The sequence below is a fragment of the Mycobacterium europaeum genome (genome assembly GCF_034555895.2).
Taxonomy (GTDB): Bacteria; Actinomycetota; Actinomycetes; order Mycobacteriales; family Mycobacteriaceae; genus Mycobacterium; species Mycobacterium europaeum.
Map to the genome: position 1 here is coordinate 1969404 of NZ_CP157315.1, position 26313 is coordinate 1995716.

General features: G+C 65.3%; 1 protein-coding gene. It reads right to left on the reverse strand.

Translation table 11 applies throughout. The features are described from left to right. Nucleotides 1-90: 90 nt before the first annotated feature. Nucleotides 91-26298, reverse strand: a complete 26208-nt coding sequence (locus tag U8D42_RS09285) for a non-ribosomal peptide synthase/polyketide synthase (protein ID WP_348636945.1) — start codon at nucleotides 26296-26298, stop codon at nucleotides 91-93. Between the last annotated feature and the right edge of the window lie 15 nt (nucleotides 26299-26313).

Consider the following 26313-nt stretch of genomic DNA (forward strand, 5'->3'; position numbering starts at 1 on the left):
TTTGCGCAGTTTGCAGCCGATGTGCGCGCGGACGGGCACACTTGCCCAGCAAGCCTGGCAAGGCAAAGCACTCGATACCTCCTGCGGACTTCACCTGGGCGACCCGGCCGCTGGGGCATGATCCGTCGACGAATCTACGAGCAAGCACTCTTTGAGTTGTTTGCCGTATATGCCGAGCGATTCGGCGGTCAGCATCTCTTCATGCGTACAGTCGATCGAGTGTTCTGTGATGTCGCCGGCGGCATAAGGTTGCCAACTTTGCAGCAAGGGTGAATCCCCACCGTTCCCATCCCGCGCGGCGGAAAATATGGATATATCACCATCGAACGCGCCGGGTTGGTGAGCTCGGGACAACGCCATATTGTGGTTAAGGTTTCGCACAACCAAATCCAGAACCTGCTTGTATCGAGTGATTCCAACGGCTGCGTGTGTGCGGATCAGCTCGTCTACCTGCCCGTAGGTTAGCGGTCCATCCTGTTCAGGAATCGCGATATCGAAAAACCGCAAGACCTCTTCCAGTACGTGTTCCTCGATTGGTGCGGGGTCAGGTGCGGGGTCGCTGCTGTCGGCACTTGGCTGGGCGTCGAGAAGGATAAGACGTGGGATTACGCATCCGCGTCGTTGAAGCTCGATGGCGAGTTCATGGGCGACCACACCGCCAAAAGACCAGCCTAGAAGATTGTAGGGCCCAGCGGGATAAACCTGTTGAATTCTGTCGGCGTAGTTTTTTGCCATATCTCGAATTGACTGGGGTTCAGCTTCTTCGTCCTGCAGGGTTTGCTGAATTCCGATGATCGGGCAGTCCAAATAATTACCAAGAGCCTGATACGGCCAACTCATCCCGCCGCCGGGATGAATGCAGAACAACGGGACGCCGGTGCCGTGCTGCAGCGTCTGAACCGGAACTACTTCTTGGATAGACGAGCTAGTTGTATGCAGCCGCTGACTTAGATAGCTCACGGTGGGTGCCTCGAAGAGGGTGCGTACGGGTAGATCGGCATCCAGCCTGGTGTTGATGGCGGCGATCAGGCGCATCGCCGAGAGGGAATTCCCGCCCAGGTCGAAGAAGGAGTCGTCGACCCCGACACGGTCTATCCCCAGGATTTGGGCGTAGATGCCGGCCAACACCTCCTCGGTGGGACTGGCCGGGGCGCGATACTCACCACCGGTGTATTCCGGTGCCGGCAGGGCACGTTTGTCGAGTTTGCCGTTGACCGTCAACGGCAGGGCTTCGAGCACCACAATAGCGGCCGGCACCATATACCCGGGAAGACGCTTACCGAGTTGGGCGCGGACCGCCACCGGATCCGTTGCGCCCGAGGCGGATTCGGTGACATAGCCGACCAGGCGTTTATCGCCGGGGTGGTCTTCGCGGGCGATCACCACCGCCTGCCCCACCCCGTCTAGTGCCGCCAGGGCGGTTTGGATTTCGCCGAGTTCGATGCGATACCCGCGGATCTTGACCTGCTCATCGGCACGGCCCACATACTGCAACTGGCCATCGCCGCCCCAACGCACCAAATCTCCGGTGCGATACATCCGCGTTTCCGGGCCCCCGAAGGGGCAGGCCACAAACCGTGCTGCGGTCATCCCCGCCCGGCGCCAATACCCCACCCCCACGCCGCGACCGGCCACGTAGAGCTCGCCGACCACCCCGGCCGGCACCGGCTGCAACCAGTGATCGAGTACGAACAACGCCGCCCCAGAAACGGGCGACCCGATCGGCGGGACTCCGAATCCCGGCGCTAACGGGGCGCTTCTGGACGCACACACCGTGGCCTCGGTGGGGCCGTAGGCGTTGATCATCACCCGACCCGACGCCCACCGGTCCACCATCTCAGCGGGGCAAGCCTCCCCGGCCACCAGCAAGGCGACCGACTCCAAACCCACCGGTTGCAGCTCACCCAACGAAGACGGAGTCTGGCTCAACATCTCGACCTGTTGTGTAATCAGCAAGGTACGCAACTCATCCGGAGAGGTGGCCACCGCCTCGGGCACCACCACCAACCGTCCACCATGCAACAGCGCACCCCAGATCTCTTCAACCGAGGCGTCGAAGGCATACGAATGCCACTGCGCCCACGCCGGTACCCGTAGGTGGGCGTCCAGCGACCCCAATAACTGGGTGACGTTGTGGTGGGTAGCCGCAACACCTTTGGGGATACCAGTGGTCCCCGAGGTGTAAATCAGGTAGGCGATATCGTCGGCGGCCGGGCCAGGCAACGCCGTACTCGGGTGGGCATCGACGGCGGGGTCGTTGACATCGAGTACCCGTAGGTCGTCATACCCGTTTAACTGTTCGGCCAACTCGGTGGTAGTGAGCAACGCGATCGGTGCGGCATCGATGAGCAGAGACTCGATCCGGGCCGCGGGCCACCCGGAATCCATCGGCACGTAGGCGGCCCCGGTCTTCAAGACCGCCAGGATCGCGACGATGGCGTGCGCCGAGCGCTCCACCAGCAACCCTACACGCGTACCTGGGCCGGCCCCATGGCCAATTAACCAGTGCGCCAGCCGGTTTGCGTCCTCGTCAAGTTCCTGATAGCTCATAGAGCTGCCTCGGAAGGTCAGCGCCACTGCCCTCGGGGTCCGCGCCACCTGGGCGGCAAACGCTGCCGGAATCGACACCCCCGCCGCTGTCGTCGGCTCGTCTAACACCGCGCGGTTGCCCCACCGATCCAGGCGGGCGTGCTCATCGGCGTCGAGCACCTCGATCAACGACACCGGCCGCGATGGATCCGCCGTCATGGCCGTCAGCACGCGCTCGAATCGTGTGATCAGGGTCTGAATGCTGGCGGGGTCGAAGATGTCGGTGCGAAACTCCACCGCCCCACCGATCCCATCGGGCCAGCCCTCTTTCGTCCGGCGTTCGGCCAACGAGAACGTCAAATCCATACGCGCAGTGCGGGTTTCCACCGGCACGTGGCTGACCTGCAGTTCACCCAAGTTCAGGCTGGTGGGATCGTGGTTTTGCCAAGCCAACGCCACCTGTACCAGTGGGTGATGGGCCAGGCTGCGGGTGGGGTTGAGCCGTTCCACGAGCAGCTCGAAGGGCACGTCTTGGTGTTCGTAGGCGGCCAGGCTGTGCGCGCGCACCTGGGTCAGCAGCTCGGCGACGCTGGGATCGGCGCTTAGGTTTACCCGTAAGACCAGGGTGTTGACGAAAACTCCGACTACCTCATCGAGGGCGGGGTCGCGGCGGCCAGCGATCGGGAACCCCAGGGCCACATCGGTATTGGTGCTTAGTTTGGCTAGCAGCACGGCTAGGGCGGCTTGGATCACCATGAAGGTGGTCACCTGATGCGTCCGGGCCATTTGCGTGATCTGTTGTTGCAGTTCGGCTGGCCACTCGATGGTGAGGCTGGCGCCGCGGTGATCGGCCACTGGTGGGTAGGGCCGGTCGGTGGGTAGATCGAGCCGCTCGGGCATGCCGGTCAGCGCGTCCTGCCAGTAGGCCAGCTGCGCGCCGATGCGGCTGTCGGGATCGTCCAGGTGCCCGAATTGGGTGCGTTGCCACAGGGTGTAGTCGGCGTATTGCACCGCCAACGGCACCCACTCCGGGGCCTGGCCGGCACATCGGGCGGCATAGGCCACAGCCAGGTCACGTAGCAGCGGGGTGATCGACCAGCCATCAGCGGCGATATGGTGGGCCACCGCCGCCAACACATGCTCATCATCGGCGAGGCGGAAAAGCCGCACGTGGAAGGGGATCTCAGTGGCCAAATCGAACCGGTAGCCCGCCACCGCCGCGATGGCTTCATCGAGCTGGCTTGCCGACCAGCCGGTTGCATCACTGACCTGCCACCCGAGCTCGGCCCGCTCGGCCTGCACCACCTGCTGCTCGGGGACCCCCTCAAGCGCGGGGAACACCGTGCGCAGGCTTTCATGGCGGGCCACCACATCAGCGAGGGCGGCCCCCAGGGCATCAACGTCGAGCGGTCCGTGCAGGCGCACCGCGACGGGCATGTTGTAGACCGCAGAGGGGCCCAGCAGCTGGTCGATAAACCACAACCGCGATTGGGCAAACGACAACGGCACCACCGCCGGCCGCTCCCCGGCCACCACCGGCGCCAGCCCACCTCCAGCACCGACATCGATGCGGGTCGCCAACTCCGCGATGGTGGGCGCTTCAAACACCGCCCGCACCGACAGGTTGGCATCCAGGCTGGCATTGATCGCAGCGATCAGGCGCATCGCCGACAACGAATCCCCACCCAACTCGAAAAACGAGTCATCTACCCCGACACGGTCCAGCCCAAGGATTTCGGCATAGGTCCCGGCCAATACCTCCTCAGTCAGGGTGACCGGGGCGCGATACTCACCACCGATGTAGTCCGGGGCCGGCAACGCGCGGGTGTCGAGTTTGCCATTCACCGTCAACGGCAATGCCGCCAGCACCACGATCGCCGCCGGCACCATATAAGAGGGCAGGCGCTCACCGAGTTGGGCGCGAATCGTGACCGGAGCGAGCGCACCAGGCTTGGATTCGGTGATGTAGCCGACCAGGCGCTTATCGCCGGGACGGTCTTCTCGCGCGATTACCACCGCCTGGTCGACGGCGACCAAACTGGCTAGCGCGGCTTGGATTTCGCCGAGTTCGATGCGATACCCGCGGATCTTGACCTGCCCATCGGCGCGGCCGACATACTCCAACTGACCATCCGAGCACCACCGAACCAGGTCCCCGGTCCGATACATCCGCGTCCCGGGCGCCGCGGCGCCGGCGAAGGGGCAGGCCACAAACCGTGCTGCGGTCATCCCCGCCCGGCCCCAATACCCCACCCCCACACCAGCACCGGCCACATACAACTCCCCCACCACCCCGGCCGGCACCGCATGCAACCGCTCGTCCAGCACGAACAACGCCGTGCCCGACAGCGGCGACCCAATCGGCACCACCCCGGACCCCGGTGCGAGCGCGGCGGTGATCGTCGCATCCACCGTGGTCTCGGTGGGACCGTAGGCATTGAGCAGCACGCGCCCTGGTGCAAACCGCTCCACCAGCTCAGGCGGACAGGGCTCCCCACCGAGCACCAACGCCGCCGACCCCAAACCCTGCGGCGACAACACCGCCACCGACGACGGGGTTTGAATTAACACACTGACCTGCTCACCGGCCAGTAAGGCATGCAAGTCTTCCGGGGAGGCGGTCACCGTCTCTGGCACCACCACCAACCGGCCCCCACCCAGCAGCGCACCGAAAATCTCGTGCACTGAGCCATCAAAGGCCAACGAGTGCCACTGCGACCACACCTGTCCGGGCCCTAACGCCAGCCTTACCTCCAGCGAGTCCAGCAGTTGGGTGACGTTGTGATGGGTGACAGCCACCCCTTTCGGCACACCGGTGGTGCCCGACGTGTAAATCAAATACGCAAGATCCTCACCGGCTGGGCCCGGCAACGGTGTGCCCGGCCGGGCCTCGATCGCACGATCATCAACATCGATGACTCGCACGTCATGACCGTCGAGCCGTCCGGCTAACTCGGCGGTGGTGAGCACGGCGATCGGGGCGGCGTCGATGAGCATGAATCCGATCCGGGCTGCGGGCAGGCCTGGATCCATTGGCACATAGGCCGCGCCCGTCTTGAGCACCGCCAGGATCGCGATGATGGCCTGGGCCGAGCGCTCCAGCAACAACCCCACACACTGGCCGCGACCGGCCCCATGCGTAACTAACAAGTGTGCCAACCGGTTCGCGGCCTCATCGAGTTCCCGATAGGTCCACGACTGGTCCCCGAAGGTCAGCGCCACCGCCTCCGGAGTACACGCCACCTGGGCGGCGAACAACGCCGGGATCGACACCGCCGACGCGGTTACGGACTCGGCCAACGCTGCCCGGTTGCCCCAGCCATCCAGGCGGACATACTCTGACTTATCGAGCACATCAATCGACGACACCGGCTGGGTCGGGTCAGTAATCATCGCCACCAACGCGCGTTGGAATCGTGTGATCAGCGTCTGGATACTGTCGCGGTCGAACACATCAGTGCGGAACTCCACAGCCCCACCGATCCCGGCGGGCTGGCCCGCCTCGGTGAAGTGCTCAGCCAGCGAGAACGCCAAATCCATGCGCGCCGTGCGGGTTTCCACCGGCAGCGGACTGACCCGCACCTCCTCACTTAGCGCCAGCCCGGCGGCCAGGTCCAGGTCTTGTCCGGGCAGGTTTTGCCAGGTCAGCATCACCTGTACCAGTGGGTGATGGGCTAGCGAGCGGGTGGGGTTGATCCGTTCGACGAGTACTTCGAAGGGCACGTCTTGGTGGTCGTAGGCGGCCAGGCTGTGCGCGCGCACCTGGGTCAGCAGTTCGGCGACGCTGGGATCGGCGCTTAGGTTTACCCGTAAGACCAGGGTGTTGACGAAAACTCCGACTACCTCATCGAGGGCGGGGTCGCGGCGGCCGGCGATCGGGAACCCCAGGGCCACATCGGTATTGGTGCTTAGTTTGGCTAGCAGCACGGCTAGGGCGGCTTGGATCACCATGAAGGTGGTCACCTGATGCGTCCGGGCCATTTGCGTGATCTGTTGTTGCAGTTCGGCTGGCCACTCGATGGTGAGGCTGGCGCCGCGGTGATCGGCCACTGGTGGGTAGGGCCGGTCGGTGGGTAGATCGAGCCGCTCGGGCATGCCGGTCAGCGCGTCCTGCCAGTAGGCCAGCTGCGCGCCGATGCGGCTGTCGGGATCGTCCAGGTGCCCGAATTGGGTGCGTTGCCACAGGGTGTAGTCGGCGTATTGCACCGCCAACGGCACCCAATCCGGGGCCTGGCCCTGAGCGCGGCTGGCATAGGCCACAGCCAGGTCACGTAGCAGCGGGGTGATCGACCAGCCATCAGCGGCGATATGGTGGGCCACCGCCACCAACACATACTCATCGGGGCCCAGCCGGAAAAGCTGCGCGTGGAAGGGGATCTCGGCGGCCAGATCAAACGTGTAGCGTGCGGCGGCGCCGATGACCTCATGTAACTGGCTTTCTGACCAACCGGTCACATCAACGACGTCCCAGCCGAACTCGGCCCGCTCAACAGGGATCAGCTGCTGGTAGGGGATCCCGTCGACCGCGGAGAACACGGTGCGCAGGCTTTCATGGCGGCCCACCACATCAGCCAGCGCGGCGGCCAGGGCCTCGACATCAAGCCGACCGTGCAGGCGTACCGCGACGGGCATGTTGTAGACCGCAGAGGGGCCCAGCAGCTGGTCGATAAACCACAACCGCGATTGGGCAAACGACAACGGCACCCGCTCCGGGCGTGGGCCGGCCACCAGCGGGGCCAGCCCGCCCCCACCCCCGGCGTCGATGCGGGGTGCTAGTTGGGCGATGGTGGGCGCTTCAAACACCGCCCGCACCGACAGGTTGGTATCCAGGCTGGTGTTGATCGCAGCGATCAGGCGCATCGCCGACAGCGAGTCCCCACCCAGATCGAAAAACGAGTCATCCACCCCGACCCGCTCGAGGCCGAGGATTTGGGCGTAGATGCCGGCCAGGATCTCCTCGAGCAGATTCCCCGGGGCGCGATACTGAGCGCCGGTGTAGTCGGGGGCGGGTAGGGCGCGTTTGTCGAGTTTGCCGTTGACCGTCAACGGCAACGCCGCCAGCATCACGATCGCGGCCGGCACCATATAGCCCGGCAACCGATCTGCTAGTTGGGTGCGGATCGCGACCAGATCGACTGTCCCCGGGACGGATTCGGTCACATAGCCGACCAGGCGTTTATCGCCGGGGTGGTCTTCGCGGGCGATCACCACCGCCTGCCCCACCCCGTCTAGTGCCGCCAGGGCGGTTTGGATTTCACCGAGTTCGATGCGATACCCACGGATCTTGACCTGCTCATCGGCGCGGCCCACATACTGCAACTGACCATCCGCGCGCCACCGCACCAGGTCCCCGGTCCGATACATCCGTGCCCCGGGCGCTCCGGCGCCGGCGAAGGGGCAGGCCACGAACCGCGATGCGGTCAACCCCGACCGGCCCCAATACCCCACCCCCACCCCGGCGCCGGCCACATACAACTCCCCCACCACCCCGGCCGGCACCGCATGCAACCACTGATCCAGGACGAACAGCGCCGTGCTCGACACCGGCGACCCGATCGGCGGTGGCTCCACCCCCGCCGTCAGCGGGGCACTGATCGTCACCCAAACCGTGGTCTCGGTGGGACCGTAGGCGTTGACCATCACCCGTCCCGGCGCCCACCGATCCACCACCTCAGCCGGACACGCCTCCCCACCCACCAGCACGGCCACCGACTCCAAGCCCTGTGGCGAGAGCATCGCCGCCGCTGTGGGTGTTTGGCTCAATATGCTGACGTGTTCGGCAATCAGCAAGGCATGCAGATCATCTGGGGAGGCGGTCACCTCCTCGGGCACCACCACCAATCGCGCCCCATGCAGCAGGGCACCGAAGATCTCCCACAACGAGAAGTCGAACGCATATGAGTGACACTGCGACCACACCCCCAACGGCTGCAGGTGTGCACCCACTGATGCCAGCAGTTGGGTGACGTTGTGGTGGGTGATGGCGACACCTTTGGGCGTACCGGTGGTGCCTGAGGTATAGATGAGGTACGCGACGTCTTCGGGTGCCGGGCCCAGCAATTGTTTGGCTGGTTGCGAGTCAATAGTGGGGTCGTTGACATCGATTGCTCGCACGTCATGACCGTCCAACCGTCCGGCTAGCCCGGCGGTGGTCAGCACTGCGATCGGGGCGGCGTCGGTGAGCAGGCACTCGATTCGCGCGGTGGGCAGGCCGGGATCCACCGGTACATACGCCGCGCCCGTCTTGAGCACCGCCAGGATCGCAATGACCGCCTCCGCGCAGCGAGGCACCAGCAGCCCGACACACTCACCCGGGCCGACGCCCTGGCTAACCAGCAAGTGCGCCAACCGGTTCGCTGCCCCATCGAGTTCGTCATACGTCAACGACCGGTCCTGGAAGGTTAGCGCCACCGCCTCTGGAGTACGGGCGACTTGGGCAGCAAACGCATCCGGAATTGACACCCGCGGAGCGACCGGACGCTCCAACACCCCGCGGTTGCCCCACCCATCCAGCCGGACCAGCTCCGACGCGTCGAGCGCATCGATCACTGAGACCGGCCGCGAGGAATCAGCGATCATGCCCGTGAGCACCTGTTGGAATCGCTCGATCAGGGTGTGGATGCTAGCCGCATCGTAGACGTCGGTGCGATACTCAACGGTGCCGCAGATCCCGGCTGGCTCGCCGATCTCGTTCCAGCGTTCCCCGAGGAAGAATGTCAAATCTATACGGGCGGTGTGGGTATCTACCAGCAGGGGGCTGACTCGTACTTCGTCACTCAGGGCCGGCCCGACGGCTAGATCCTGATTTTGCCCCGGCAGGTTTTGCCAGGCCAGCATCACCTGTACCAGGGGGTGATGGGCTAGCGAGCGGGTGGGGTTGATCCGTTCGACGAGTACTTCGAAGGGCACGTCTTGGTGGTCGTAGGCGGCCAGGCTGTGCGCGCGCACCTGGGTCAGCAGCTCGGCGACGCTGGGATCGGCGCTTAGGTTTACCCGTAGCACCAGGGTGTTGACGAAAACTCCGACTACCTCATCGAGGGCGGGGTCGCGGCGGCCGGCGATCGGGAACCCCAGGGCCACATCGGTATTGGTGCTTAGTTTGGCTAGCAGCACGGCTAGGGCGGCCTGGATCACCATGAAGGTGGTCACCTGATGCGCCTGCGCCACTCGGGTGATCTGGTGTTGCAACTCAGGCGGCCACTCGATGGTGAGGCTGGCCCCGCGGTGATCGGCCACCGCGGGGTAGGGCCGATCGGTGGGCAGATCGAGGCGTTCGGGCATCTCGGTCAGCGCGTCTTGCCAGTAGGCCAGTTGCTCGCTGATGCGACTGTGTGGGTCTTCGAGGTCACCGAATTGGGTTCGCTGCCAGAGCGTGTAGTCGGCGTATTGCACCGCCAACGGCACCCAATCCGGGGCCTGGCCCTGAGCGCGGCTGGCATAGGCGATGCCCAGATCGCGCACCAGCGGGGTGATCGACCAACCGTCGGCGGCGATATGATGCACTGCGGCCGCCAGCACATGTTCATCGGAGGCGAGGCGGAAAAGCTGTGCCTGGAAGGGGATCTCGGCGGCTAGATCGAACCGATACCCCGCCACCGCCGCGATGGCCTCCTTGAGGCGCTCGTGCGTCCAGCCGCTGGCATCGATGACCGTCCAGCCGAAATCGGTCTCTTCGACCGGGATCACCTGCTGCTCGGGGATCCCGTCGACGGCGGGGAACACGGTGCGCAGGCTTTCATGGCGGCCCACCACATCAGCCAGCGCGGCGGCCAGGGCCTCGACATCAAGCCGACCGTGCAGGCGTACCGCGACGGGCATGTTGTAGACCGCAGAGGGGCCCAGCAGCTGGTCGATAAACCACAACCGCGATTGGGCAAACGACAACGGCACCCGCTCCGGGCGTGGGCCGGCCACCAGCGGGGCCAGCCCGCCCCCACCCCCGGCGTCGATGCGGGGTGCTAGTTGGGCGATGGTGGGCGCTTCAAACACCGCCCGCACCGACAGGTTGGTATCCAGGCTGGTGTTGATCGCAGCGATCAGGCGCATCGCCGACAGCGAGTCCCCACCCAGATCGAAAAACGAGTCATCCACCCCGACCCGCTCGAGGCCGAGGATTTGGGCGTAGATGCCGGCCAGGATCTCCTCGAGCAGATTCCCCGGGGCGCGATACTGAGCGCCGGTGTAGTCGGGGGCGGGTAGGGCGCGTTTGTCGAGTTTGCCGTTGACCGTCAACGGCAACGCCGCCAGCATCACGATCGCGGCGGGCACCATATAGCCCGGCAACCGATCTGCTAGTTGGGTGCGGATCGCGACCAGATCGACTGTCCCCGGGACGGATTCGGTCACATAGCCGACCAGGCGTTTATCGCCGGGGTGGTCTTCGCGGGCGATCACCACCGCCTGCCCCACCCCGTCTAGTGCCGCCAGGGCGGTTTGGATTTCACCGAGTTCGATGCGATACCCACGGATCTTGACCTGCTCATCGGCGCGGCCCACATACTGCAACTGACCATCCGCGCGCCACCGCACCAGGTCCCCGGTCCGATACATCCGTGCCCCGGGCGCTCCGGCGCCGGCGAAGGGGCAGGCCACGAACCGCGATGCGGTCAACCCCGACCGGCCCCAATACCCCACCCCCACACCAGCACCGGCCACATACAGTTCCCCGACCACCCCGGCCGGCACCGCACGCAACCACTGATCCAACACAAACAGCGCCGCTCCCGACACCGGCGACCCGATCGGCGGGGCACCCTCCCCCGGGACGAGCGGGGCGCTGATCGCCACCCACATCGTGGTCTCGGTCGGTCCGTACTCATTGAGCATCACCCGCCCCGGCGCCCACCGCTCCACCACCTCAGCCGGACACGGCTCCCCACCTACCAGCAAGACCACCGACTCCAACCCCTGCGGCGACAGCGCCCCCACCGCTGAGGGAGTTTGGCTCAACACGTTGACCTTTTGTGCAATCAGCAAGGCGTGCAAGTCATCCGGGGAAGCGGCCACCGCCTCGGGTACCACCACCAGACGCCCGCCATGCAACAGGGCACCAAAAATCTCCCAGCCCGAAATGTCAAAGGAATACGCATGCCACTGCGACCACACCCGCCCCGAGGCCACCACATCCCCACCCAATGACCCGATCAACTGAGTCACGTTATGGTGAGTAACCGCCACACCTTTAGGCACACCGGTGGTGCCCGACGTATAGATCAGATACGCCACATCGTCGGCGGCCGGGCCCGGCAACGGTGTGACCGGCTGGGCCTCAATCACGGGATCATCAACATCAATCATCGACACACCATGACCGGCCAACCGGTCGGCCAACCCCGTGGTAGTCAGCACAGCGATCGGCGCGGCATCAGCGAGCAGGAAACCGATCCGGGCTGCAGGCAAGCCCGGATCGATCGGCACATACGCCGCCCCCGACTTGAGCACCGCCAGGATCGCCACAATCGCCTGCGCCGAGCGCTCCACCAACAACCCCACACACCCACCCGGCCCCACCCCCCGGGCAACCAGCAAGTGCGCCAACCGATTCGCCGACTCATCCAATTCTCGATACGTCCACGACCGGTCCCCGAAAGTCAACGCCACCGCATCCGGAGTACACCCCACCTGCGCAGCAAACACATCCGGAATCGACACCCCCAAAGCCACCGGACGCTCCAACACCCCGCAGTTGCCCCACCCCTCCACGCGAGCCAACTCCGACTCATCGAGAACCTCAACCGACGACAACGACCGCGACGGATCCGCCGTCATCGCCGCAAGCACGCGCTGGAATCGCTCGATCAGGATTTCGATGCTGGCGGGGTCGAACACATCGGTGCGAAACTCCACCGCCCCACCGATCCCTGCCGGCTCCCCCGCGGCGGTCCGGCGTTCGGCCAACGAGAACGTTAAATCCATACGCGCAGTGTGGGTTTCCACCGGCATGTGACTGACCTGCAGATCACCCACGTCCAGATCGGGAGGATCATGGTTTTGCCAGGCCAGCATCACCTGTACCAGTGGGTGATGGGCCAGGCTGCGGGTGGGGTTGAGCCGTTCCACGAGCAGCTCGAAGGGCACGTCTTGGTGTTCGTAGGCGGCCAGGCTGCGCGCGCGCACCTGGGTCAGCAGTTCGGCGACGCTGGGATCGGCGCTTAGGTTTACCCGTAAGACCAGGGTGTTGACGAAAACTCCGACTACCTCATCGAGGGCGGGGTCGCGGCGGCCAGCGATCGGGAACCCCAGGGCCACATCGGTATTGGTGCTCAGTTTGGCCAGCAACACCACTAAGGCGGCTTGGATCACCATGAAGGTGGTCACCTGATGCGTCCGGGCCATTTGCGTGATCTGTTGTTGCAGTTCGGCTGGCCACTCGATGGTGAGGCTGGCGCCGCGGTGATCGGCCACTGGTGGGTAGGGCCGGTCGGTGGGTAGATCGAGCCGCTCGGGCATGCCGGTCAGCGCGTCCTGCCAGTAGGCCAGCTGCGCGCCGATGCGGCTGTCGGGATCGTCCAGGTGCCCGAATTGGGTGCGTTGCCACAGGGTGTAGTCGGCGTATTGCACCGCCAACGGCACCCACTCCGGGGCCTGGCCGGCACATCGGGCGGCATAGGCCACAGCCAGGTCACGTAGCAGCGGGGTGATCGACCAGCCATCAGCGGCGATATGGTGGGCCACCGCCGCCAACACATGCTCATCATCGGCGAGGCGGAAAAGCTGCGCGTGGAAGGGGATCTCGGCGGCCAGATCAAACGTGTAGCGTGCGGCGGCGCCGATGACCTCATGTAACTGGCTTTCTGACCAACCGGTCACATCAACGACGTCCCAGCCGAACTCGGCCCGCTCAACAGGGATCAGCTGCTGGTAGGGGATCCCGTCGACCGCGGAGAACACCGTGCGCAGACTCCCGTGCCGGGCCACCACATCAGCCAGGGCGGCCCCCAGGGCATCAACGTCGAGCGGTCCGTGCAGGCGCACCGCGACGGGTATGTTGTAGACCGCAGAGGGGCCCAGTAACTGGTCGATGAACCACAATCGGGACTGGGCAAACGACAACGGCACCCGCTCCGGGCGTGGGCCGGCCACTAGCGGGGCCAGCCCACCCCCGCCCCCGGCCTGGATGCGGGGCGCTAACTGCGCGATGGTGGGCGCCTCAAAGACCGCCCGCACCGACACGTTGGCATCCAAGCTGGTGTTAATCGCGGCGGTTAGCCGCATCGCCGATAGCGAATCCCCACCCAACTCGAAAAACGAGTCATCGATCCCGACCCGCTCCAGCCCAAGCACTTGGGCATAAATGCCGGCCAGGATCTCCTCGACCAGACTGCCCGGGGCCCGATACTGGGCGCCGGTGTAGTCGGGTGCGGGTAGGGCGCGGGTGTCGAGTTTGCCGTTGACCGTCAACGGCAACGCCTCGAGCACCACGATCGCGCCCGGTACCATATAAGAGGGCAACCGATCCGCCAGCTGCGTACGGATTGCGACCGGATCGACTGTTCCAGTATGAGATTCAGTGACATAGCCGATCAGGCGTTTATCGCCGGGGTGGTCCTCGCGGGCGATCACCACCGCCTGCTCCACCCCATCCACAGTGGCGAGGGCGGCCCGGATTTCCCCGAGTTCGATGCGATACCCGCGGATCTTGACCTGCTCATCCGCACGCCCCACATAGCGCAACTGACCATCGGGGTCCCAGCACACCAAATCGCCAGTGCGATACATCCGCACCCCCGACGCCCGCGCCCCGGGGCCGCCGAAGGGGCAAGCCACAAACCGCGATGCGGTCAACCCAGCCCGACCCCAATACCCGTACCCGGCCCCGGCACCGGCCACATACAACTCCCCGACCACCCCCGGCGGCACCGGCCGCAACCACCGATCCACGACGAAGAAGCTGAGGTGGGCCAGCGGTACCCCGATCGGGCTGACCGTGCCCGCGACATCACCGGTGACGATCTCGCGTACCGAGGCGTGCACCGTCGTCTCGGTGGTGCCATACATGTTGATCAGCCGTGGCGAGCCTCCGTGGTGGCCGAACCACCTCTTAAGACGCGCGGGCTCGAGGGCTTCCCCACCAAACACCACCGATTCCAGCGCCAGCTGTCGACCCAACCCCGCTGAGGATCCATCAACGGTTTGCAACGCATAAAACGCCGACGGGGTCTGGCTCAACACCCTGACTTGTTCACCGACCAGCAACGCATGGAAATCGTGCGGTGAGCCGACCACCGCCTCGGGCACCACCACCAACCGGCCCCCACCCAAAAGTGCACCAAAGATCTCCCACACCGACACATCGAACGCATAGGAATGCCACTGCGACCACACTCCCGCCCGCTCCACAAAGGCACCCGCCGACGCCAGCAGCTCGATCACATTGTGGTGCGTGACCGCAACACCTTTGGGCACCCCCGTGGTGCCTGACGTATAGATGAGGTATGCGATATCCTCCGGCGCCGGGCCCGACAGCGCGGTAGCCGGCTGGGCCTCAATTACAGGATCGTTGACATCAATGACCGGCACCTCATGAACATCGAGCCGTCCGGCCAACTCAGCGGTGGTCACCACCGCGATCGGGGCGGCATCAGCCACCACGAACCCGATCCGGGTCGCCGGCCACCCCGGGTCCATCGGCACATAGGCCGCCCCCGACTTGAGCACTCCCAGGATCGCCACAATGGCCTGTGCGCCGCGCTCCACCAGCAAGCCCACACACCCACCCGGCCACGCCCCATGGGCAACCAGCAAGTGCGCCAACCGATTCGCGGCCTCATCGAGTTCCCGATACGTCCACGACCGGCCCCCGAAACTCAACGCCACCGCCCCCGGCGTCCGCACAACCTGCGCGGCAAACACTGCCGGAATCGACACCCCCACCGCGGCCGCCGGGCGGTCCAACACCGCCCGATTACCCCAGTCGCCCAGGCAGGCATGCTCGGACTCATCGAGCACATCGACCGACGACAACAGCCGCCGGGGGTCAGCGGTCATCTCCGCCAACACCCGCTGCAACCGTGTGATCAACATTTCGATGCTGGCGGCGTCGAAAATGTCGGTGCGAAATTCCACCGCGCTGCTGATTCCAGCGGGCTGGCCCGCCTCGGTGACGTGCTCCGCCAAGGAGAAGACCAAATCCATACGCGCAGAGTGAGTGTCGACTGGCATTGGTCTAACCTGCGCCTGCCCCAAAGTCAGGTCGTGGAGCGCGTTAGTGTGCCCGGGCAAGTTTTGCCAGGCCAGCATCACCTGCACCAGCGGGTGATGGGCCAGGCTGCGGGTGGGGTGCAGTCGTTCGACGAGTACTTCGAAGGGCACGTCTTGGTGTTCGTAGGCGGCCAGGCTGCGGGCGCGCACCTGGGCTAGTACCTCTTCGATGCGGGGATCGCCGGCCAGGTCGACCCGTAACACCAGCGTGTTGACGAAACAACCGACTACCTTGTCCAGTACCGGGTCGCACCGGCCGGCGATCGGGAACCCGACCGCCACATCGCAACTCGCGCTGAGTTTGGCCAGCAGCACGGCTAGGGCAGCTTGGATCACCATGAAAGTGGTTACCTGATGCGTCCGGGCCACCCGGGCGATTTGCTGGTGCAGTTCGGCTGGCCACTCGATGGTGAGGCTGGCCCCGCGGTGATCGGCCACCGCCGGGTAGGGCCGATCCGTGGGCAGCACCAGCCGTTCAGGCATGCCGGCCAGGGCGCCCTGCCAGTAGGCCAGCTGCCCGCCGATCAGACTATCCGGATCCTCTAAGTCGCCGAATTGTTCACGCTGCCACAGTGTGTAGTCGGCATACTGCACCGCCAACGGCACCCACCCCGGCGCCTGGCCTTGAGCGCGGGCAGCATAGGCGGTGCCCAGATCATGTATCAGCGGGGTGATCGACCAGCCATCCGCGGCGATATGGTGGGCCACGGCCACCAACACATACTCATCGGGGCCAAACCGGAAAAGCTGCGCCCGCAATGGAATCTCGGCCACCAGATCAAACCGATGGCGTGCTGCGGCTTCAATCGCCTCACCTAACTGGGTATCCGACCACCCGCTGGCATCGATCACCGCCCAGCCGAACTCGGCCCGCTCGACCGGGATCAGCTGCTGGTGGGGGATCCCGTCAATGGCGGGGAATAGCGTGCGCAGACTTTCATGCCGGGCCACCACATCAACGAGCGCGGCCCCCAAGGCGTCGGTATCCAGGTGGCCGTGCAGGCGCACCGCCACGGGCATGTTGTAAACCGCAGAGGGGCCCAGCAACTGATCGATAAACCACAACCGGGACTGGGCAAACGACAACGGCACCACAGCGGGCCGCTCGCATGCCACCAGCGGCGCCAACCCACCACCCCCTCCAGCGTTGGGCTGGATGCGGGGCGCTAACTGCGCGATCGTGGGCGCCTCAAAGATCGCTCGCACCGACAGGTTGGCATCCAAGCTGGCATTGATCGCGGCGATCAGCCGCATCGCCGACAACGAATCCCCACCCAGCTCGAAAAACGAGTCATCGACCCCCACCCGCTCGATTCCGAGCACGTGGGCATAGATCCCGGCCAACACCTCCTCGAGCAGACTGCCCGGGGCGCGATACTGACCACCGGCGTATTCCGGGGCCGGCAGCGCGCGGGTGTCAAGTTTGCCGTTGACCGTCAGCGGCAACGCCTCGAGCACCACGACCGCGCCCGGCATCATATACCCCGGCAACCGATCCGCCAGCTGCGTGCGGATTGCGACCGGATCGACTGCCCCAGTATGGGATTCGGTGATGTAGCCGACCAAGCGCTTACCAGCGCTATGGTCCTGGCGCGCGATCACCACCGCCTGCTCCACCCCGTCTAGTGCAGCCAGCGCGGCCCGGATTTCCCCCAGTTCGATGCGATACCCGCGGATCTTGATCTGCTCATCCGCGCGCCCCACATAGCGCAACTGACCGTCGCCGCCCCAGCACACTAAGTCCCCGGTCCGATACATCCGCACCCCCGGCATCCCGAAGGGACACGCCACAAACCGCGATGCGGTCAACCCCGACCGCCCCCAATACCCCACCCCCACCCCGGCGCCGGCCACATACAACTCCCCCACCACCCCGGCCGGCACCGCATGCAACCACTGATCCAAGACGAACAGCGCCGCCCCCGACACCGGCGACCCAACCGGCACCGCCCCGCTCCCCGGAGTCAGCGGGGCGCTCATCGCCGCATACACCGTGGTCTCGGTCGGCCCATAGGCGTTGACCATCACGCGTGCCGGCGCCCACCGATCCACCACCTCCGGCGGACACGGCTCCCCACCCACCAGCAACGCCACCGACTCCAACCCCTGCGGCCAGAGCATCCCCGCCGCTGAGGGAGTCTGGGTGAGCACGCTGACCTGTTCACGCACTAGCAGAGCATGGAATGCCTCCGGGGAAGAGGTCACCGATTCGGGCACCACCACCAACCGGCCCCCACCCAGCAGGGCACCCCAGATCTCCCACACCGAAAAGTCGAACGCATAGGAATGACACTGCGTCCACACCCGTTCTGGCCCCAATCCCGCGTCCAGAGAATCGACCAATTGCGCGACATTGCCGTGGCTAACAGCAACGCCCTTGGGAATACCGGTGGTGCCCGAGGTGTAAATCAGATACGCCACATCCTGAGCCGCCGGACCCGGGAGCGGTGCGGGCGGCTGGGCCTGGATCGCGGGATCGTCAACATCGACGATCACCAAGTCGTACCCGTCTAGCCGCCCGGCCAACTTGGGGGTGGTGAGCACGGCGATCGGGGCGGCGTCGGTGAGCAGGAACTCGATCCGCGCGGCCGGCCATCCCGGATCGATCGGCACATAGGCCGCCCCCGACTTGAGCACCGCCAGGATCGCGACGATGGCCTGCGCCGACCGCGGCACTAGCAACCCTACACATCCACCCGGGCCAACCCCATGACCAATCAGCAAGTGCGCCAAACGGTTCGCGGTCTCATCGAGTTCTCGATACGTCCACGACCGGTCCCCGAAAGTCAATGCCACCGCCTCCGGGGTCCGCGCCACCTGGGCAGCGAACAACGCCGGGATCGACACCCCCGAAGCCACCGGGCGGTCCAACACGCCATGGTTGCCCCACCCAGCCAGGCAGACTTGCTCGTGCGCGTCGAGCACCTCAACCGAGGAGACTCGCTGGGTGGGGTCAGCGGTAATGGCCGCCAGTACGCGCTGGAATCGCTCGATCAGGATGTGGATGCTGTCGGGGTCGAATATATCGGTGCGAAACTCCACCGCGCCGCTGATCCCGGCCGGCTGGCCTGCCTCGGTGACGTTGTCGGTCAGGGAGAATGTCAAATCCATGCGGGCCGTGTGGGTTTGCACCGGTATGGGGTTGGCCTGTAGATCTGCCAGGTCCAAGTCGGTGGGGTCGTGGTTTTGCCAGGCCAGCATCACCTGTACCAGGGGGTGATGGGCCAGGCTGCGGGTGGGGTTGAGCCGTTCCACGAGCAGCTCGAAGGGCACGTCTTGGTGTTCGTAGGCGGCCAGGCTGCGCGCGCGCACCTGGGCCAGCAGTTCGGCCACACTGGGATCACCGGCCAGTTCGACCCGCAACACCAGGGTGTTGACGAAAAACCCGACCACCTCATCCAGGGCGGGGTCACGCCGCCCGGCGATCGGGAACCCCACCGCCACATCGGCACTGGCGCTGAGTTTGGCCAACAACACCGCCAGGGCGGCCTGGATCACCATGAAACTGCTCGCATTATGCGCCCGCGCCACCCGGGCGATCTGCTGCTGCAACCCCGCCGGCCACTCGATGGTGAGACTGGCCCCGCGATAATCGGCCACCGCCGGATAGGGCCGATCCGTGGGCAACACCAGGCGTTCAGGCATGTCCGCCAGTGCGCGCTGCCAGTAGGCCAGCTGCCCGCCGATCAGACTGCACCCGTCCTCGACGTCCCCGAATTGTTCACGCTGCCACAACGTGTGGTCGGCGTATTGCACCGCCAACGGCGCCCAACTAGGGGCCTGGCCGGCACACCGGGCGGCATAGGCCACGCCCAGATCCCGCACCAGCGGAGTGATCGACCAGCCATCCGCAGCGATATGGTGAGCCATTGCCACCAACACATGCTCATCTGAGGCGAGGCGGAAAAGCTGTGCCTGGAAGGGGATCTCGGCGGCTAGATCGAACCGATACCCCGCCGCCGCGGCGATGGCCTCCTCGAGGCGCTCGTGCGTCCAGCCGCTGGCATCGATGACCGTCCAGCCGAAATCGGCCTGCTCTGGCGGGATCAGCTGTTGGTGGGGGATCCCGTCGACGGCGGGGTACAGGGTGCGCAGGCTTTCATGGCGGGCCACCACATCACCGAGCGCGGCGGCTAGGGCATCGACGTCCAGTGGTCCGTGCAGGCGTACCGCGACGGGTATGTTGTAGACCGCAGAGGGGCCCAGTAACTGGTCGATGAACCACAATCGGGACTGGGCAAACGACAACGGCACCCGCTCCGGACGTGGGCCGGCCACCAGCGGGGCCAGCCCGCCCCCACCCCCGGCGTCGATGCGGGGTGCTAGTTGGGCGATGGTGGGCGCCTCGAACACCGCCCGCACCGACAGGTTGGTATCCAGGCTGGTGTTGATCGCGGCGATCAGGCGCATCGCCGACAGCGAATCCCCACCCAACTCGAAGAAGGAGTCATCCAGCCCCACCCGTTCCAGGCCCAAGACTTGGGCATAAATCCCGGCCAGGATCTCCTCGACCAGACTGCCCGGCGCCCGATACTGAGCGCCGGTGTAGTCGGGGGCGGGTAGGGCGCGTTTGTCGAGTTTGCCGTTGACCGTCAACGGCAACGCCTCGAGCATCACGATCGCGGCGGGCACCATATAGCCCGGCAACCGATCTGCTAGTTGGGTGCGGATCGCGCCCGGATCGACTGCACCAGTATGAGATTCGGTGACATACCCGATCAGGCGCTTGTCGCCGGGGTGGTCTTCGCGGGCGATCACCACCGCCTGCTCCACCCCATCCACAGTGGCGAGGGCGGCCCGGATTTCGCCGAGTTCGATGCGATACCCGCGGATCTTGATCTGCTCATCCGCGCGCCCCACATAGCGCAACTGACCATCGCCGCCCCAGCACACCAGGTCCCCGGTGCGATACATTCGCGCCCCGGGGCTACCGAAGGGGCAGGCCACAAACCGGGATGCGGTCAACCCCGACCGGCCCCAATACCCCACCCCCACCCCGGCGCCGGCCACATACAACTCCCCCACCACCCCGGCCGGCACCGCATGCAACCACTGATCCAGGACGAACAGCGCCGCTCCCGACACCGGCGACCCAACCGGCACCACAGCGCACCCTGGAGTCAGCGGAGCACTCAACGCCACATACATCGTGGTCTCGGTCGGCCCATAGCCATTGACCATCACCCGTCCCGGCGCCCACCGATCCACCACCTCACCCGCACACGGCTCACCGGCCACTGCCAACACGACCGACTCCAACCCCTGTGGCGAGAGCATCGCCGCCGCTGTGGGTGTTTGGCTCAACACACTGACCTGTTCGGCAATCAGCAAGGCATGCAAGTCATCCGGGGAGGCGGTCACCTCCTCGGGCACCACCACCAATCGCGCCCCATGCAGCAGGGCACCGAAGATCTCCCACAACGAGAAGTCGAACGCATATGAGTGACACTGCGACCACGCTCCCGACGGATCCAGGTGGGCACCCACTGACGCCAGCAGTTGGGTGACGTTGTGGTGGGTGATAGCCACACCTTTGGGCGTACCGGTGGTGCCTGAGGTGTAAATCAGGTATGCGATATCCTCGGCTGCCGGACCCTGCAATGCGGTACTCGGTTGAATATCGATGGCGGGGTCGCTGACATCGATCGCTGGCACGTCATGACCGTCGAGTCGCGAGCACAACTCGGCGTTGGTGAGCACTGCGATCGGTGCGGCGTCGGTGAGCAGGAACTCGATCCGCGCTGGGGGCACGCCCGGGTCCATGGGTACATGGGCCGCCCCGGTTTTGAGCACCGCGAGGATCGCCACGACCGCCTGCGCGCAGCGCGGCATCAGCAATCCCACGCACTTACCGGGACCTGCCCCCTCAGTAACCAGCCAGTGCGCCAACCGGTTCGCGGCCTCATCCAGCTGCCGATAGGTCATTACCCGGTCCGCGAAGGTCAGCGCTACCGCCTCCGGGGTCCGGGCGACTTGGGCGGCGAACACCTGCGGGATCGACATCCCCGGCGCAGCTGGCTGGGTCAATACGCCCCGGTTGGCCCAGCCATCCAAGCGGGCGTGCTCCTGCGCGTCCAGCACCTCGACCGAGGAGACTCGCTGGGTGAGGTCAGCGATCATGCCCGTGAGCACCTGTTGGAATCGCTCGATCAGGGTGTGGATGCTAGCCGCGTCGAAGACGTCGGTGCGAAACTCCACCGCGCCACCGATCCCGGCAGGCTGCCCGGCCTCGGTGAAGTGTTCGGCGAGCGAGAACGTCAAATCCATACGCGCCGTGCGTGTTTCCACGGGCAGGCGGCTGACCTGCAGATCCCCCAGGCCCAGCTCGGTCAGGTCGCGGTTTTGCCAGGCCAGCATCACCTGTACCAGGGGGTGATGGGCTAGCGAGCGGGTGGGGTTGATCCGTTCGACGAGTACTTCGAAGGGCACGTCTTGGTGGTCGTAGGCGGCCAGGCTGTGCGCGCGCACCTGGGTCAGCAGCTCGGCGACGCTGGGATCGGCGCTTAGGTTTACCCGTAGCACCAGGGTGTTGACGAAAACTCCGACTACCTCATCGAGGGCGGGGTCGCGGCGGCCGGCGATCGGGAACCCCAGGGCCACATCGGTATTGGTGCTTAGTTTGGCTAGCAGCACGGCTAGGGCGGCCTGGATCACCATGAAGGTGGTCACCTGATGCGCCTGCGCCACTCGGGTGATCTGGTGTTGCAACTCAGGCGGCCACTCGATGGTGAGGCTGGCCCCGCGGTGATCGGCCACCGCGGGGTAGGGCCGATCGGTGGGCAGATCGAGGCGTTCGGGCATCTCGGTCAGCGCGTCTTGCCAGTAGGCCAGTTGCTCGCTGATGCGACTGTGTGGGTCTTCGAGGTCACCGAATTGGGTTCGCTGCCAGAGCGTGTAGTCGGCGTATTGCACCGCCAACGGCACCCAATCCGGGGCCTGGCCCTGAGCGCGGCTGGCATAGGCGATGCCCAGATCGCGCACCAGCGGGGTGATCGACCAACCGTCGGCGGCGATATGATGCACTGCGGCCGCCAGCACATGTTCATCGGAGGCGAGGCGGAAAAGCTGTGCCTGGAAGGGGATCTCGGCGGCTAGATCGAACCGATACCCCGCCACCGCCGCGATGGCCTCCTTGAGGCGCTCGTGCGTCCAGCCGCTGGCATCGATGACCGTCCAGCCGAAATCGGTCTCTTCGACCGGGATCACCTGCTGCTCGGGGATCCCGTCGACGGCGGGGAACACGGTGCGCAGGCTTTCATGGCGGCCCACCACATCAGCCAGCGCGGCGGCCAGGGCCTCGACATCAAGCCGACCGTGCAGGCGTACCGCGACGGGCATGTTGTAGACCGCAGAGGGGCCCAGCAGCTGGTCGATAAACCACAACCGCGATTGGGCAAACGACAACGGCACCCGCTCCGGGCGTGGGCCGGCCACCAGCGGGGCCAGCCCGCCCCCACCCCCGGCGTCGATGCGGGGTGCTAGTTGGGCGATGGTGGGCGCTTCAAACACCGCCCGCACCGACAGGTTGGTATCCAGGCTGGTGTTGATCGCAGCGATCAGGCGCATCGCCGACAGCGAGTCCCCACCCAGATCGAAAAACGAGTCATCCACCCCGACCCGCTCGAGGCCGAGGATTTGGGCGTAGATGCCGGCCAGGATCTCCTCGAGCAGATTCCCCGGGGCGCGATACTGAGCGCCGGTGTAGTCGGGGGCGGGTAGGGCGCGTTTGTCGAGTTTGCCGTTGACCGTCAACGGCAACGCCGCCAGCATCACGATCGCGGCGGGCACCATATAGCCCGGCAACCGATCTGCTAGTTGGGTGCGGATCGCGACCAGATCGACTGTCCCCGGGACGGATTCGGTCACATAGCCGACCAGGCGTTTATCGCCGGGGTGGTCTTCGCGGGCGATCACCACCGCCTGCCCCACCCCGTCTAGTGCCGCCAGGGCGGTTTGGATTTCACCGAGTTCGATGCGATACCCACGGATCTTGACCTGCTCATCGGCGCGGCCCACATACTGCAACTGACCATCCGCGCGCCACCGCACCAGGTCCCCGGTCCGATACATCCGTGCCCCGGGCGCTCCGGCGCCGGCGAAGGGGCAGGCCACGAACCGCGATGCGGTCAACCCCGACCGGCCCCAATACCCCACCCCCACACCAGCACCGGCCACATACAGTTCCCCGACCACCCCGGCCGGCACCGCACGCAACCACTGATCCAACACAAACAGCGCCGCTCCCGACACCGGCGACCCGATCGGCGGGGCACCCTCCCCCGGGACGAGCGGGGCGCTGATCGCCACCCACATCGTGGTCTCGGTCGGTCCGTACTCATTGAGCATCACCCGCCCCGGCGCCCACCGCTCCACCACCTCAGCCGGACACGGCTCCCCACCTACCAGCAAGACCACCGACTCCAACCCCTGCGGCGACAGCGCCCCCACCGCTGAGGGAGTTTGGCTCAACACGTTGACCTTTTGTGCAATCAGCAAGGCGTGCAAGTCATCCGGGGAAGCGGCCACCGCCTCGGGTACCACCACCAGACGCCCGCCATGCAACAGGGCACCAAAAATCTCCCAGCCCGAAATGTCAAAGGAATACGCATGCCACTGCGACCACACCCGCCCCGAGGCCACCACATCCCCACCCAATGACCCGATCAACTGAGTCACGTTATGGTGAGTAACCGCCACACCTTTAGGCACACCGGTGGTGCCCGACGTATAGATCAGATACGCCACATCGTCGGCGGCCGGGCCCGGCAACGGTGTGACCGGCTGGGCCTCAATCACGGGATCATCAACATCAATCATCGACACACCATGACCGGCCAACCGGTCGGCCAACCCCGTGGTAGTCAGCACAGCGATCGGCGCGGCATCAGCGAGCAGGAAACCGATCCGGGCTGCAGGCAAGCCCGGATCGATCGGCACATACGCCGCCCCCGACTTGAGCACCGCCAGGATCGCCACAATCGCCTGCGCCGAGCGCTCCACCAACAACCCCACACACCCACCCGGCCCCACCCCCCGGGCAACCAGCAAGTGCGCCAACCGATTCGCCGACTCATCCAATTCTCGATACGTCCACGACCGGTCCCCGAAAGTCAACGCCACCGCATCCGGAGTACACCCCACCTGCGCAGCAAACACATCCGGAATCGACACCCCCAAAGCCACCGGACGCTCCAACACCCCGCAGTTGCCCCACCCCTCCACGCGAGCCAACTCCGACTCATCGAGAACCTCAACCGACGACAACGACCGCGACGGATCCGCCGTCATTTCGGCCAATATCTGCTGCAAGCGGTTGGCCAAATAAGAGACGTCGAAACTGGCAAAGGGTTGCCCAGCGCCGGCTGTTCTGAGATATAGCTGGTCACCGGAGCCGAGGAAGAACAGCCCAAAGTGGCCCACCGGGCCATGGTTGGTGTATGTCGCCGTGGCCGTAGCACCAGCCAGGTCCAGAGTTAATCGAGACGGGATGAAATTGACACTGACCCGATTGGCTACCTGCCCTAGGCCGCGAAGACCACCGCTTGCCTCCAGGGTGTGCACTGGAAACCGCTGATGCTGCAGCGCTCCTCGTATCCGGGTGTCCACCTGCACACAAAATTCCGCCACCGTGGACTGGGGCGATGCCGTCAACACCAGCGGCACCACCCCAGCAAGCATCCCGGGAAGCATCTTGGTCTCCGGACGCACCCGGCGGCTCACCGGGAAATCGAGCGCCACCTGCGAACCGCCCCCCGACCAGGCCCGTACCAACAGCGCACACGCCGCGGTCAGCGCCGAGGATCGACGGATCCGCAACGCTTTGGTCAATGAGTGAATGCGGCCAACAACAGTCGGGTTCAAGGGAACCTGAGCGGAAGCCGAATAGTAGTCACCCTGGCTCACCGCATCGGGCAAGCGATAAAACGGGTCGCTTTCTCGGGGAAGGCGGCTGCGCCAATACGCCCGATCCTGGTGATAGTCGGGGGAGGCTTCGTATTCTGACTCGCTGCGAACCAAGTCGTGCAACGAACCGAAGTAGGCCGCAGGGATGGGTTCTCCACGAACAATGGCGGTATAGATCGCGGCCAGCCGACGGCTGACCAGCACCATGCCCAACCCATCGATGACGATGTGATGACAGCACGCAAACAAATAAAACTCATCACCGTGGGTCTGAAACAACGCAAACTTGAACAGCGGCCCGCTCAATGGCATGGGCGTGCGTTGAATCGATGACGCGATCTCACCGACGTCCTGCACCGGATGCTGTGCGCCACGCAGATCATAAAAAGCCAATTCAACGTCCGGGTAATCGATCACCCGCTGCACAACCTGGCCAGCTTCCTCACAAAACGCCGCCCTGCCCGGTTCGGCCTCACGCACTACCTGGCGGATCGCCTGCTGCAAAGACTCCCGGTCGACGCGGCCCTCGACCCTGGCCAACAAGCCCAACTGCCACTCGGTGGCGCAGTGTCCCGCTTCCTGGCCAAGCTGTTGGGCCAGTTCCTGGGCAAGCCAGATGTCTAACTGTCCGCGTGTGAGCGGAAGTGCCTGGTCGTCGAGTTCCATTCGAGTCCACCAACC

Excerpts from the sequence above, each read along its gene's own strand:
- U8D42_RS09285 (WP_348636945.1), bottom strand. The coding sequence starts at position 26,298 with ATGGAACTCGACGACCAGGCACTTCCGCTCACACGCGGACAGTTAGAC.